Here is a 14,245-nt window from a genome sequence, read left to right as displayed (position 1 = left end):
TGTTTGCCAGGGTTAGCAGCGCTATTTTGCCCCTGGCAAATGAGAAAAAAAGTCATTAGCCAGGGTCGAATACCAGGAAACCACCCCTGGCAAACGCTAAAAAGTGACGTTAGCCAGGGTCGCACATCATGAAGCCACCCCTGGCAGCGCGCCGAAAATGTTGTTTGCCAGGGTCATCGGTGTCTTTTTGCCCCTGGCAAACGCCAAAAAAAGTCATTAGCCAGGGTCGAACACCATGAAACCGCCCCTGGTAGCGCGCCGAAAATGTTGTTTGCCAGGGTTAGCTGCGCCTTTATGCCCCTGGCATACGCTAAAAAAAGCCATTAGCCAGGGTCAGCGGCGTCCATTTGTCCCCGGCAAACGGTAAAAAACAACATTTTCCAGGGTCGAATACCAGGAAATCGCCCCGGCAAATGCCCAAAAAAGTTATTAGCCAGGGTCGTATACCATGAAACCGCGCCCAACAAACGCCGAAACTACCCTTTATCGGCGACATACACATGTAAGACATCCATTAACCATCCAATGATGAAATTTCCACCCTTCTCAATACAAGGAAAAACAATTGACTCGTTTGCACGACGCAAACTACATTCTTTGGTAACTGAAATTCACAAAGCAAAGAAAAAAAAACAACAACAAGTTGCAATATCTATATCGAAAAAGGAAAGGGCAAAAACAATGGAACACGATTGTGCTATTAGGAAGGAAAACAAGGCCTTCCGATATCGAGCGGCAGCCATTATCGTCGAAGACAATTGCGTATTGTTTGCAGGAAATGAAACAGATGATTATTTCTACTCTGTAGGCGGAGCGGTCCACATGGGCGAGACTGCCGAAGAAGCGGTGAAAAGAGAAGTTTTGGAAGAGACGGGCGTTTCCTATGAAGTAGATCATCTGGCCGTGATCCATGAGAACTTTTTCATGGGAAGCTCCGGCTTGAAAGGGGTCGAGTGCCATGAGCTTGCCTTCTATTATGTGATGAAACCTATGGGAAAAAGGGTGGTTACAAGTCAAAGCCGCACCATGTCCGGGGTAAAAGAGACGATGCATTGGATACCGATGGATGAACTGGATAACGTTAAGGCGTATCCATCGTTTATGAAAGAATTTCTTCAAACACAGCATACAGGCGTTGTGCATATCATTACGGATGAAAGGGTGTAATTTTCGTTTTAGAGGAAAGAATAAGATACTTTAGACGATCATGTTATTCTACGTTGCTTGTGGCAACGACCTTTCGTTCCCATAATGAGGATAACAACAAAAGAAATGGGGTTATCTTAATGCTTAGTGAGAACATTCGATCGATAAGAAAAGCGAAAGGGCTGTCACAAGAAGAGTTTGCCATTAAGCTGTATGTGGTAAGACAGACCGTGTCTAAATGGGAGAGGGGCTTATCGGTTCCGGACTCCGAAATGTTGCTCCATATTGCAGAGATACTTGAAACACCGGTGAGCGTTTTACTCGGGGAAACGCAGACAGAGACAGAGATACCGCTTAATGATTGGAACGCCATTTCCGAAAAATTGGAGGTCATCAACCTGCAGCTGGCACGAGAAAAGGAGACAAAACGAAAAGTTTTACACGGACTGTTTATCGCAATATGTGCTCTCCTTGTAGTCATCACTGCCGTTCTGATTGCGCAAGACAGCTCCTATTTGGGATGGGATTTTCATGATCCAGAAACGGCAGTCGTCGGCACATTCTTTCATGCGTTTGAATGGCTCTTTGTGCGATTGGCTCCGGTCGCTTTTCTTGGTGCGGTTATGGGGATAATATTAACGAGACCGAGAAAGTAACGACGTTGGCATAGAGTGCTTTTATTTCCGGTTGGACGCTTTGGGAAAATCGAAGCAGCCAACCGGAAACAAGAGTCGTCAAAATAGAAAGAATCATTTAGACATAGGCGTGTAGAAACTCCTGAATCGCCAGATAGACGGCACCGAGAATCACCGAGCGGTGATGAAAAACGGAGGGGATGATTTCTATATTTTGTTTGTAGGTGGTGGTGGTCATCTCGGTGAGCATTTGCGTGTAGGAGGCGATATGGTAGGCGAGGTCGCTGTTAATCACGATTTGCTCCGGCGCTATGGTTTTCATAATATGATTCATTAATAGCGCCATATATTTGAGGTCGCGCTGAATGGTTTGTTCGGCGCAAACATTTCCTTTTTTATATTCGTGGATAAGATCCGTAATCGTGGTGATGGGCGTGCGCGCAAGGCTGTTGTAGTAGGAGAGAGTGGCTCCTTCCGAGCAATATTGTTCAAAGCAACCCTGATTGCCGCAGTTGCAAGGTTTTCCGTCAGGGACGATTACGGCATGTCCGATTTCACCGGCATATCCGTTTGCTCCTTGCAGGAGACGTCCGTCGATAATGATTCCTGCGCCAAGACCGCTGCCGACGTTTACCGCTACGAGGTTTTGCACGGGTGAATTGTATGCCTCACATAGGGCGGAGGCATTGGATTCATTGACCAGATGCACCGGAAGCGAAGGATACTGCGTCGAAACGGCGTGAAAAAGATCAAATTTGTATATATCGTAATTGGGGGTAAAACGAATCTTTTTTTTGTCTACAATGCCATGAATAGAGAAGGCAACCCCAAGTAGACCGCCTTTATAGGACTTTGCCGGCGATAGCTGCGCATCGATGATTTTCGAGATGTATGGCATCACGTTTTCTTTCGTCACATTAACGAGCTGTTCTCCATAATCGATGATATTTAATTGTAAGTCACACAAGGCATAGGTAATTTTATTCGGCGCCAGATCGATGCCCAAACAGAGACCATATTGATAATTGATTTCCAAATAGATGGGCTTGCGTCCCCCTTTCGTCGTCGAATCGCCTGTGCCGTTTTCGCGGATGATCGCACGATCCAGCAACTGATTGGTGTACTCCGAGATGGACGACTTGTTTAGCCGTAGTTTTTTGGTCAGTTCAGAACGAGAGATGTTGGGATGCTTATAAATTGTCGTTAAAATTTCTACTGCATTGGGTACGCGTTCAGTCATCGATTCCTCCAACCGGATTATTTCCGGATCGCATCCGACGTATTCTTGACAACACAAAACACAGAGTTTATTATTGAGTTAGTTCGGAAACCGGAATAACTAAAAACAAACCTGATTATAGACTAATCCGTTCACAAGCCGTCGTCAAGGAGCGCCTAAGGAGAGGTAGCCATGCAGTCCTATGTTCTTGAAAATGAAAAAATGCGGATTACGGTATTGAATTACGGCGCCCGTATTACGGAAATCTATCATAAAGCGTTGTGCAGAAATCTGGTGCTTGCGTATGCGACGCCCGAAGCGTATCGGAAGGATGTGAACTACCTGTGCGCGACAATCGGACCCAATGCCAACCGTTTGGCACAAGGCGTTTTTTTCCTGAATGGAAAGAAACATCAGTGGGAAAGCAATGACGGAAAAAATAATTTACACAGCGGTGAGTACGGGCTGGATCATGCTGCATGGAAAGGGGCAGTAGAGAAAAATCGTCTGCGCTTTTTTACGACACAAGAAAAACCTTTTCTCTCTGCCTATGAGGCAGTGGTTACCTTGCAGGACGAAACGCTGTCGGTGGAGTATTTTGCTGAACCGGAAGAGCCGGCGCTGTTAAATTTAACGAATCATACGTATTTCCATCTGGATGCGAACGAAACGGTATTGGATTATTCGCTACAGCTCTATGCGGATTGTTATACGCCTTTTGACGAAACCGGCATTCCGACCGGCGAGGTGCGACGGGTAGCAAACAGTTGTTTTGATTTTCGAAAGGTACGAACGTTGCGCGCGGCACTCACTGAAAAGACGCAGGAGCCCGACGGGGGCTATGATCACAATTTCGTCTGCAAGACAGCCGGTTTTTCACCGATGGCGGTTATCGGCACGGATGATCTTACTCTACAGATTTCTTCCACAGCGCCCGCCTTCCAACTCTATACCGCAAATAATTTTATATGGCAGGAAAAACACCGTCCTTTTGCGGCGATTTGCGTTGAGCCGCAATACATCCCCAACAGCATCAATATTCCCTATTTTGCGCAGCCGGTTTACACCAAAGCGCATCCCTTTTACCAGAAAACTGTGTATGCCTTTGCGCAAAAGGCGCATTAATCAAGGAGGAAACCGATGTTTCAAAATCTGGTTGAACGCAGACACACCGATTGTGCCAAGTGGGACGAATTGATTGACAATACGGGCGAAGAGGAAGTTATTTCGTTAACCGTCGCCGACATGGATTTTCGGGTAGCCCCGGAAATTACGCGAGCTATTATTGCTGCGGCAAATCATGGCATTTACGGCTATACAAATGTGAGTGAACGCTATATCGATCTCACCAAACGGTGGATTCAGAAACACTATCACTGGACGCCGGAGAGAGAATGGATTGTGTATTGTCCGCGCATTATCAATGCGCTGTGTCAGATTATTCAAAATTTTACGAACCCGGGCGATTCGATTCTCATTACAACGCCCCTGTATGATCCCATCCAGAGTGCCATTCGCTTGAATGATCGCAAAATCGTTTCCACCTCCCTCGCGAGGGAAGCGGATCGTTATGCGATTGATTTTGATGACTTTGAGAAGAAGCTGCGAAGCGGTGTCAAAGTGTTTATCGCGGTTTCTCCGCACAATCCGACCGGGCGTGTCTGGACCGCGGAGGAAGTACAAAAAATGGTTCGCTTGTGCAAAGAAAATGATGTATTGATTGTTGCCGATGAGATACACGCCGATTTCATTTGGGAAGGGGCTTTTACCAGTTTTGGACAGTTTTGGGATCAATACGACCAAATGTTCATCGGGACATCCGCTTCCAAAACGTTTAATATTCCGGGCATTGAAGCGGCAAGTATGGTGATTAAGAACCAAGCGTTGCGCGAGAAATTCGCGCATTGTCTGCGCAGCGCCGGTTTCCATAATCCGAATTATTTTTGCAATCCCGCCGTGGAAGCTGCCTATGGCGAAGGAGAAGAATGGCTTGCTCTTGTCAAAAACGTAATAAGGGAAAATCGAGAGTTTGCGCTGGCTTTTATCGATCAGGAATGCGCCCCCTGCAAGACGATTCCGGGGGAAGGAACTTTTCTTTTATGGGTGGATTATTCCGCGCTCGGCATTGCCGAAGAGGTTTGGAATGATACGTTGCTTCATGACGGAAAAGTCGCCTGTTCGATGGGCGGAGACTTTGGAGAAGAAGGCCGCGGATTTTTCCGCATCAATCTGGCGCAGCCGCCTGTGATGTTCAAAGAGGCGATGACGCGAATCAAAAAATGTGTGGAGGGTATTCGAAAATGAAGGAAAGAGTAAAAAGAAAGCCGACTGTAGGTCAGGCACTGGTTCCCATTATTGGGATGCTTGTCATACTCGGCATCGGTATCGGACTGTGGGGACTGCCGGCGGAGCCGCTCATTGTTTTGGCGGCGGTTGTTTCGGGTGCGATGGCGATTCACCTCGGCTACAGCTATGATGAAATTATGGCGGAAATTTCCGAGAAAATCGCTAAAGTGTGGGGCGCATTGCTCATTTTAGTCATTGTCGGCTTTATGATTGGCTCGTGGATGCTGGGCGGTACCATCCCCATGCTCATTTATTACGGTCTGAAGCTGATTAGTCCGCAGTATTTAGCACTGACTGCGTTTGTGGTTTCCGCCATCGTCTCGGTGATGACCGGAACTTCTTGGGGTTCCGCAGGCACCATTGGTGTAGCGTTTATGGGCGTTGCCATCGGCATGAATGCCAACTTGCCGTTGGTCGCCGGCGCGGTGGTATCGGGCGCATACTTTGGGGATAAGCTGTCCCCACTCTCCGATACGACGAATCTGGCTTCGGCTGTTTGTGGCGTAGATCTCTATCAGCATGTGTACAATCAATTGTGGACGACGGGCGCAGCTGCCGTATTATCCTGCATCGTTTATACCATTCTGGGGCATGTGGGAACAACGGCGACCGTAGCCGTTCCCGAAACGGTTCAGCAAATTACCGGAACACTGGATGCTATGTATTCTTGGAATCTGTTTTTCCTCATTCCTCTGCTGATTGTGTTAATTGGCTCCGCTACGCGCAAGCCGACAATTCCCGTGATGCTTGCGGCATCCGCGGTCGCCTTAATCAATGCCGCTGTTTTTCAGGGCGCAAGCCTGCAAAGCATCGTTGAAACGACACTTAACGGATTTAATGTTTCCATGCTGGGCTTTGACGAAGCGGCTGTTTCTCCGGAACTCATCCGTCTGTTACATCGTGGCGGCATGACGGCGATGATGAATACGTTATTGATTGCCGTCTGTGCCATTTCGTTTGCCGGAACCATGACCGTCACCGGTGCATTAGATGTTCTGGTTTCAAAATTGTTGACGAAGATTCACAATACTTTCCAGTTGGTTGGCGCAACTATCCTTACCTGTCTGGTGACGACGGGCGTGACCAGCAATGGTCAGGTATCTATCCTGATGCCGGGAGAAGCGTTCCGTTCCGCTTATATTCAAAGAGGGCTGCATCCCAAAGTACTTTCGCGAACTCTGGAAGATTCAGTAACCTGTACAGAGTGTCTCATTCCATGGACAGCCGCCGGTGCGTATATGGCAACGACGCTGGGCGTTTCGACCTTGAGTTATTTGCCCTTTGCCGTTCTGAATTATACGGGCATGATTTTTGCCTTGATTTGGGCAGGAACAGGCATTGGCATTACGAAAATTGACCCGAAGACGTTTGAAGCGGCAGCAAAAAAATAGAAGCGACGAAAGTAGGCGGAGCGTTATGCGGACTTGATGAAGAAGAAGGAGAGAGAAATGAAATTTTTTGAAACGGTACCAAAGGTTCATTATGAAGGCAGCAAGTCCAGTAATCCGTTTGCTTTCAAATACTATGATGCGGATCGTGTTATCGCCGGCAAAAAGATGAAAGAGCATTTGCGCTTTGCTCTTTCTTGGTGGCACACCATGGTTGCCGGCGGACAGGATCCGTTCGGTGTGAACACCATGGATCGCAGCTATGGGGGAAAAACAGACCCCATGGAATTGGCAAAAGCCAGAGCGGATGCCGCTTTTGATTTCATGGACAAGTTGGGGATTGAGTACTTTTGTTTTCATGATGCCGACCTTGCTCCGGAAGGAAACAGCTTGCAGGATCGCAATGAAAATCTGAAAGAAATGGTCGCGTATGTGAAAAACAAGATGCAGGGCACCCCGATCAAGCTGCTCTGGGGAACGTCCAATTGCTTCTCGAATCCCCGGTTCATGCATGGCGCGGCAACTTCCTGTGCAGCAGACGTCTTTGCCTGGACGGCAACGCAAGTGAAAAATGCATTGGACGCTACGATGGAATTGGGCGGAAAGGGCTATGTATTTTGGGGCGGTCGCGAAGGCTATGAAACGCTTCTCAATACCGACGTGGAGCTGGAACTTGATAATTATGCGCGGATGCTGAAAATGGCGGTTGGCTATGCGCGCGGCAAGGGCTATGACGGTGATTTCTACATCGAACCCAAGCCGAAGGAACCGACGAAGCATCAATATGATTTTGATGTCGCCTCCTGCGTCGCTTTTCTTGAAAAATACGACCTGATGCAAGATTTTCGCATCAATATCGAAGCGAATCATGCGACCCTGGCAGGTCATACCTTCCAGCATGAGTTGCGCATGGCGCGCACCTTCGGCGTTTTCGGTTCAGTCGATGCGAATCAGGGCGATTTGCTGTTGGGATGGGACACCGATCAATTCCCATCCAATGTGTACGATACCACCCTTGCCATGTATGAGATTTTGAAGGCAGGTGGATTCACCAACGGCGGATTGAATTTTGATGCGAAGGTGCGCCGTCCGTCCTTTACGCCGGAAGATATTGCTTACGCTTATATCTTAGGAATGGATTCCTTTGCGTTCGGTCTGATCAAGGCGCAGCAGCTGATGGAAGATGGGCGAATCGAAGAATTTTTAGAGAAAAAATACGCCAGTTATCAAGAAGGCATCGGCGGAAAAATACGCAAGAATGAGACGAATTTTGAAGAATTGGAAACCTATGCTTTGAAGAATGGCGAACCGACACTTTCCAGCGGTCGTCAGGAGTATTTGGAAGGGGTCGTCAATACGATTTTGCTGGACGGAAAAATGGAATAAGCTTTACTCCACTACAGCGGCGAAACTTTTCTACGGTTCGCCGCTGTATGTTTTTTGGGATGGGGTTTTGATAAAGAGAGGTTCTTATGGGATATGTAGGCATTGATCTCGGTACATCTGCAGTAAAAATCAGCTATATCGATGAAGAGGCAAGGATTCTTCGGTCGGTCACCAAAGACTATCCGATTTGCTATCCGGAAGAAGGTTGGGCGGAACAGAATCCGGAGGATTGGTGGAACGCTGTCTGCGAGGGAATGCAGGAGATTACGGATGCAAAAGACTTTTCGGGGTTGGATGCGATAGGACTCGGCGGTCAAATGCATGGTTTGGTTGCCTTAGATGAATATGGGACGGTGATTCGTCCGGCGATTTTATGGAACGATACACGTACCGCAAAAGAAACGGCGATCCTAAACACTGCGTTGGGAAAGGACGTACTGTTAAAAGAAACCGGAAATATTGCCTATGCCGGATTTACTGCGCCGAAGTTGCTATGGATGCGAACGCACGAACCGGAGCAGTTTGCCAAAATCGAACACATTCTACTTCCGAAGGACTATATTCTCTATCGCTTGTCCGGTGCATTTTCCACGGATTACTCGGATGCGTCGGGGACGCTTCTTTTCGATGTTCGTCAACGAAAATGGTCAAAAAGGTTGTGTGACTTCTGCGGTGCGCGTCCTTCGCAGTTGCCTACACTGCATGAAAGCGGAGATTATGTAGGCAAGCTGCGGGAGGAATGGTGTACTTTATGGGGATTGGATAACGCCCCGGAGATTGTTGCCGGAGCAGGAGACAATGCGGCTGCCGCGCTATCGGTCGGGGTTGTTGAAGAAGGAGATTGCAATATTTCGTTGGGCACGAGCGGAACAATTTTTATGCCGACGAATCAGTTTCTCCAGGATGAACGCGCCGGTCTCCATGCGTTTGCCGACGCATCCGGAAAGTTTCATTTGATGGGGTGTACGCTTTCCGCGGCATCCTGCTATAAGTGGTGGATGGGAGGCGTGTTGCAGCGTTCGGAAAGCACGCCTTTATCTAACGAAGAATCTGTGCGGCACCACTCGCTCTATTTCATGCCCTATTTGATGGGCGAGCGTTCGCCTCTTAATGACGAAGATGTTCGCGCCGGTTTTCTCGGACTGTCATCGCGCTCTAATGCGGAACAGATGATTTATGCGATTTATGAGGGGGTCGCTTTTTCTCTTCGAGACTGTATGGCGGTCGCCCAAAATATGGGCGTGACGGTCAAAAAGGCTTCTATCGTCGGTGGCGGCGCACAAAGTCGCATATGGTGTCAAATGATTGCCAATGTGCTGCAGATTCCTATTGCCAAACCGGCAGGCGAATGCGGCCCCGGCTATGGCGCGGCTCTCTTGGCGATGGCGCATAAGGAAGGACGTCCCGTGCGTGAAGTGGCAAAACAATATGCCGCTTTTGAAGACGTATTCACGCCACAGCCGGAGGAAATCCCCTATTATGAGGAAAAATACCGGAAATTTTCTCAGCTTTACCCCTTGCTGAAGGATTTTTATAAAGGCGTATAGCCCGGTAAAAGCAAAGAATATAGATATACTTGTGCATCGGAAAGTCCATGCCTCATAAGAACCGTGCAAAATAGAAACGTAGAAGTTGTGCAGGACGTGTAAAATGAAGAAGGTTTATGTGTGCAGGACGTGTGAAATAGAGAAAGTCTATGTTTGCAGGACGTGTAATAACCATGTATACTGAATGCGAGAATGAATTATAAATCATGTCAACGCAACGTAGGGAGGCAGTCATGCTCAAACGAAAAGCCTATGACAAACTGCTGAAGTGGAAAAACAGTAAACAGGGGAAAACGGCGATGTTAATAGAGGGCGCACGCCGAGTGGGAAAGAGTACCTTAGCGGATACGTTTGGCAAAAATGAATATCAATCGTGCCTTATTATTGATTTTTTTCAAGCTCCCAATGAAGTGAAACAATACTTTGAAGATTATCGTACAGACCTTGACCGATTATTTCTCTATCTTCAGGCGTTTTATGGGGTCACTTTAGTCGAGAGAAACACATTGATTGTGTTCGATGAAGTACAGATGTTTCCTTTAGCTCGCGGCTTAATAAAGTATCTGGTTGCAGACGGTCGCTATGATTACATCGAGACCGGGTCATTACTATCCATCAAGCAAAATATACAGAACATCGTGCTTCCGTCTGAAGAAGAGGTTTTGGCTCTTGAACCGATCGATTTTGAAGAATTTCTTTGGGCAATGGGAGAAATGAATCTGGGGCAACTCATTCGTCAACAATTTGAAGCTCTCGAGCCTTTGCCAGAAGGTTTACACAGAAGGGCTTCCGGATTATTGCGCGAGTATATGCTGGTTGGGGGTATGCCGAAGGCGGTCTCGACGTATATTGAAAAAAGAAATTTCGCCGAAGTAGATCAAGAAAAACGACAAATTCTTACACTTTATCGTAATGATATTGCCCGATTTTCGAGAGGCTATGAATTTAAAGTTGTCTCGGTTCTGGATAATATTCCCGGACAATTGTCCAAGCGTGAAAAAAAGTTCACCTTGACCTCTTTGGATAAAAATGCTCGCATGAGAGAGTACGAGGAGGCATTTTTCTGGTTGTCGGATGCTCGTATCAGCAATCTTTGTTATGCCTCGACCGACCCTATCGTAGGTCTTTCTTTGAATAAGAACTATCGTTCGCTGAAGACTTATATGGCGGACACAGGTCTTCTGGTGACCTTAGCTTTTGCAGATAATAAGGATACGAATGAAGAAGTGTATCGTTCCATTCTCCGAGGAAAGATTGGCGTTAATGAAGGGATGCTTGTAGAGAATCTTGTGGCACAAATGCTTGTGGCGAACGGGCATCGACTATTTTTCTATTCCCAGTCTGGACAAAAAGAGGGAGAAGCTCGCATGGAGATAGACTTTCTCATTTCTCATTCTTATGCCAATGCGGCAGGAAAGTCACGCATCAGCCCTATTGAAGTGAAGTCGCCTCGGCAATATAGCACAATTTCTTTAGATCGATTTAAGAGAAGGTTTGACAAACGTATTGGAATGCAATATGTCTTGCATCCTAAACAGATGAAAATAGAGCAAGATCGGATATTTCTGCCATTGTATATGGGATGGTGTTTATAAGGGATTCGTTCTATTTTGTCGAAGACGGGATATGGTCTATGGGCGTTACCTTGAACCAGTCAGGAACCGAAGCAAGAGTATTGTGATTTTTATCATTCTCTTCCGAGAGAGAAACATCCCACGTATAGTCAAAAGGATATAGAAAAAGACGCTCAAAAAGGTTCCTTTGTCCATCTTGACGAACTTGTCTTTAAGCACGTAACGAGGCTTACTATCCATTGCTTCGCGCGTTGGATCAGCAGAAAAAGCAAAGGAACGATGATGATCAGGACAGGACGGGAACATGTTTGCGTAATAGAAGAAACGTCACGCTAACAAAATCCCCCTTTGCCGAAGTGTACGGCAAGGGGGGAAGAGGCAAAGGATATGGAGTATATACGAGTAACGAAAGACAATTTGGAAAACGAACATATCTGCTGTGCGCTAAGCGGCAATTCGGACGTACAGGTTTCTTCCAAAAAAGCGTGGTTAGAGGAACGGTTGGAGGAAGGGCTTGTTTTTTTGAAAGCGGCTGAGCGGGGGAAATGCTTTATTGAGTACATTCCGGCGGAAAACGCCTGGGTTCCCTTGAATGCCGACGGCTATATGTATATTGATTGCCTTTGGGTCTCCGGCTCGTTTAAGGGGCATGGGTACTCTCAAGATTTGCTCGGCACGTGCGTAGAGGAAAGCAGGCAGAAGGGCAAGAAAGGTCTGTGCATTCTCTCTGCAAAGCGAAAAACACCTTTTCTGGCGGATCCGAAATTTCTCACGCATGTGGGTTTTACGGTATGTGACGAAGCAGATAACGGCATTCAACTCTGGCTTTTGCCCTTTTTGTCGGACGCCCAGCCTCCGACGTTCAAGCTCTGCGCCAAGCATCCGCACGTGGATTCCGTTGGGTACGTTTTATACTATACCGACCAATGCCCATTTAACGCCAAGTATGTGCCGATTATGGCGAAGACGGCAAAAGAGGAGAACATCCCATTTCAAGCGATACATTTGACAAGCAAAGAAGAAGCACAGAATGCGCCTACGCCGATTACCACCTTTGCCTTGTTCTTCCATGGCGAATACCAGTCCAATGAACCCATGAGCGAAGGTCGATTCCGCAAATGGATTTCTGCCGTCGATGGACGGCTTACGCAACGTTGAATAACGCTTGCTCCACCAACACGTAAACTAATTCGTTATTTTTCTAAGTGACATGATTTCTTATGTGGTAGAATAGGCAGACTATTATTTTGATAGAGAGTGTTGCGTATACGTCAGCTTTGTCGCAGTAAGGGATTGAAAAAACAACATTCAGTCGATACAATAGAAATTAAATTGGACGAAATAGGTCGATTTTTTGTGGGGGGGGGAGAAATGAACAGTAGGAACATACACAAAGTAAAAGAAAGATTGCAATGGGGGTTGAGCGGTGTTTTGGCAGCGGTCAGGCTATTATAGAATAATAGGCATGTTATTTTAAGATTTTATATATAATTTCTATATACAGCCTATGAAATAATATAGTCAAATAAATGAATTATAAGCTTGAGCAAAAAAATAATAAGAGGAGGGAAAACATGAGCACCAAGCAGAGAATATTTATTTTTTTTCTTGCCATTGTGATGGTAATTACTTCTTTGCCGGCAAGCATATTTGCAGCAAATGATTTTAACTATGACAACATTTCCGAAGAAAAAACAAAATTCCTGAATAAGGAAAAGGCTTCAAATCCTGCTGAGCTTGGAGATGATCCAACAACAACGGAAGAAGCAAATACTCAGATAAAGAATGCTGATATGCCCCGTATTTTTGATATCAGGGCTGAGTATAAGGCGATGAAAGACGATGCCCTTGTTCATCTGTTTCAGCCATATGAGGCAACAGTAGGTGATGACGAGTATACTTACAAGGATTCTAAGGGCAATACCCGTAATGTAATTTCTGAGGAAGAGAAAAATAAAATAAATAAGAGGGTCGATTTGCCCGATATTGACGGATATACAAAGCCGACTGAGGCTACAAATTTTGACTATGACTATATCAAGAAGAAAGGTCTATCGGGAAAACAAAAAGATAATCGCTTTACATTCTTTTATCCTTATATCTATACTGCACAAGAGGGTGAGATTAAGGTTAAACATATTTTCCAGAACCTATATGATAAGAATGAATATGGGTTTAAAGATGGAGAAAAAGAGGATATTTATACGACAGCCAATGGTTTTATAGGTCAAGAAATTACTGTATCTCCACTTTCAGAAAAAGAAAGAAGGGGATATGTCCCAGAAAAGACTGTGATTAAAACCAGAGTGCCTGATGATATTGCTGACTATGTTATTGAATATAGATATAATAGAGATTCATTTAACGTAAGCTATGATATGGATGGGGGTTCACCTATACCATCTCAGACACTATACTATGGACAGACAATACCTAACCTAAATGTAAAGCCTAAGAAAATCGGCGGAATATTTGTTGGCTGGAAGTCAGATACCGATTTAAATTATAAGGATGAAAATGGCAATACTAAAACCATTCATAAGGACACGAAGTTCGACATGAAGGATTTTAAGGACGGTATCAAGGAAGCTATGCCTGCGAAGGATGTTAAGTTTACGGCATTATGGAAGGATGAGCCTAAGGCAAATTATACGATTCAGTTCTGGACAGAGAAAGCGGATTCTGCTGGATATGATTATATCGGAGCAAAGGTCGTCAAGGATGCAGATACGGGAAGCAGACCGGATCTATCTCTTATGATGCCTTCTGGAATTAAATTCCCAGAGATTGAGAAGTCTTTGACTGAAGACGCAAAAGTAAATGAATTAAACAAATATTTTGTTAGAAATGAAAAAAAGATAAACAAAGAAAACACGGAAACGGTTAAGCAGGATGACGGAACCAATGTTTTGTTAACAAAGAAGGTTCAGCCTGACGGTAGAACCACATATAATATCTACTACGATCGCCAGACATATACAATGCTATTTGAAAAATTCTGTAT

At 45.8% G+C, this 14,245-nt stretch carries 11 protein-coding genes; 10 read left to right on the top strand and 1 reads right to left on the bottom strand.

Annotated features, from left to right (window positions below):
* Window positions 1–525 precede the first annotated feature (525 nt).
* Both RDL68_RS04450 and RDL68_RS04445 read left to right on the top strand, forming a co-directional pair.
* Complete coding sequence (locus tag RDL68_RS04450) at window positions 526–1,167, top strand: NUDIX hydrolase (RefSeq protein ID WP_308540477.1); 642 nt, start codon at window positions 526–528, stop codon at window positions 1,165–1,167.
* Window positions 1,168–1,286: 119 nt separating this feature from the next.
* A complete protein-coding gene (locus RDL68_RS04445; RefSeq protein ID WP_308540476.1) occupies window positions 1,287–1,802 on the top strand; it encodes a helix-turn-helix transcriptional regulator in 516 nt (171 codons plus the stop codon).
* A 97-nt stretch (window positions 1,803–1,899) separates the two neighbouring features.
* Here RDL68_RS04445 and RDL68_RS04440 read toward each other — a convergent pair whose 3' ends face one another.
* On the bottom strand, window positions 1,900–3,021 hold the full coding sequence (locus tag RDL68_RS04440; RefSeq protein WP_308540475.1) for an ROK family transcriptional regulator: 1,122 nt from the start codon (window positions 3,019–3,021) through the stop codon (window positions 1,900–1,902).
* A 171-nt stretch (window positions 3,022–3,192) separates the two neighbouring features.
* Between RDL68_RS04440 and RDL68_RS04435 the strand changes: the two genes are divergently transcribed.
* From RDL68_RS04435 to RDL68_RS04400, 8 genes are all read left to right on the top strand, one after another.
* Window positions 3,193–4,125: an aldose epimerase family protein gene (locus RDL68_RS04435; RefSeq protein WP_308540474.1), complete on the top strand. Its 933-nt coding sequence runs from the start codon at window positions 3,193–3,195 to the stop codon at window positions 4,123–4,125.
* Window positions 4,126–4,140: 15 nt separating this feature from the next.
* Window positions 4,141–5,304, top strand: coding sequence for a PatB family C-S lyase (locus tag RDL68_RS04430; RefSeq protein WP_308540473.1), 1,164 nt, complete (start codon window positions 4,141–4,143; stop codon window positions 5,302–5,304).
* On the top strand, window positions 5,301–6,737 hold the full coding sequence (gene nhaC / locus RDL68_RS04425) for a Na+/H+ antiporter NhaC (RefSeq protein ID WP_308540472.1): 1,437 nt from the start codon (window positions 5,301–5,303) through the stop codon (window positions 6,735–6,737). Before RDL68_RS04430 ends, nhaC begins: the two co-directional genes overlap by 4 nt.
* A gap of 57 nt (window positions 6,738–6,794) precedes the next feature.
* Window positions 6,795–8,120 carry a xylose isomerase gene (gene xylA, locus RDL68_RS04420; RefSeq protein WP_308540471.1) on the top strand — a complete coding sequence of 442 codons (1,326 nt, stop codon included), beginning with the start codon at window positions 6,795–6,797 and terminating at the stop codon, window positions 8,118–8,120.
* 86 nt (window positions 8,121–8,206) lie between these two features.
* Window positions 8,207–9,667, top strand: a complete 1,461-nt coding sequence (xylB, locus tag RDL68_RS04415) for a xylulokinase (RefSeq protein ID WP_308540470.1) — start codon at window positions 8,207–8,209, stop codon at window positions 9,665–9,667.
* Window positions 9,668–9,900: 233 nt separating this feature from the next.
* The gene (locus RDL68_RS04410; RefSeq protein ID WP_308540469.1) at window positions 9,901–11,262 is read left to right on the top strand and encodes an AAA family ATPase; all 1,362 of its coding nucleotides are present in this window, start codon (window positions 9,901–9,903) and stop codon (window positions 11,260–11,262) included.
* Between the two features lie 366 nt (window positions 11,263–11,628).
* A complete protein-coding gene (locus RDL68_RS04405; RefSeq protein WP_308540468.1) occupies window positions 11,629–12,399 on the top strand; it encodes a GNAT family N-acetyltransferase in 771 nt (256 codons plus the stop codon).
* 371 nt (window positions 12,400–12,770) lie between these two features.
* The coding region (locus RDL68_RS04400; protein ID WP_308540467.1) for an InlB B-repeat-containing protein at window positions 12,771–14,245 on the top strand (1,475 nt) is incomplete at its 3' end.

The organism is uncultured Murdochiella sp., from assembly GCF_902488755.1.
GTDB lineage: Bacteria > Bacillota > Clostridia > Tissierellales > Peptoniphilaceae > Murdochiella.
Note: the sequence above shows the minus strand (reverse complement) of the source record. Positions and strands in the feature narration are given on the sequence as shown.

Excerpts from the sequence above, each read along its gene's own strand:
- nhaC (WP_308540472.1), top strand. The coding sequence starts at position 5,301 with ATGAAGGAAAGAGTAAAAAGAAAGCCGACTGTAGGTCAGGCACTGGTT.
- RDL68_RS04405 (WP_308540468.1), top strand. The coding sequence starts at position 11,629 with ATGGAGTATATACGAGTAACGAAAGACAATTTGGAAAACGAACATATC.
- RDL68_RS04445 (WP_308540476.1), top strand. The coding sequence starts at position 1,287 with ATGCTTAGTGAGAACATTCGATCGATAAGAAAAGCGAAAGGGCTGTCA.
- RDL68_RS04410 (WP_308540469.1), top strand. The coding sequence starts at position 9,901 with ATGCTCAAACGAAAAGCCTATGACAAACTGCTGAAGTGGAAAAACAGT.
- RDL68_RS04430 (WP_308540473.1), top strand. The coding sequence starts at position 4,141 with ATGTTTCAAAATCTGGTTGAACGCAGACACACCGATTGTGCCAAGTGG.
- RDL68_RS04440 (WP_308540475.1), bottom strand. The coding sequence starts at position 3,021 with ATGACTGAACGCGTACCCAATGCAGTAGAAATTTTAACGACAATTTAT.
- xylB (WP_308540470.1), top strand. The coding sequence starts at position 8,207 with ATGGGATATGTAGGCATTGATCTCGGTACATCTGCAGTAAAAATCAGC.
- xylA (WP_308540471.1), top strand. The coding sequence starts at position 6,795 with ATGAAATTTTTTGAAACGGTACCAAAGGTTCATTATGAAGGCAGCAAG.
- RDL68_RS04435 (WP_308540474.1), top strand. The coding sequence starts at position 3,193 with ATGCAGTCCTATGTTCTTGAAAATGAAAAAATGCGGATTACGGTATTG.
- RDL68_RS04450 (WP_308540477.1), top strand. The coding sequence starts at position 526 with ATGATGAAATTTCCACCCTTCTCAATACAAGGAAAAACAATTGACTCG.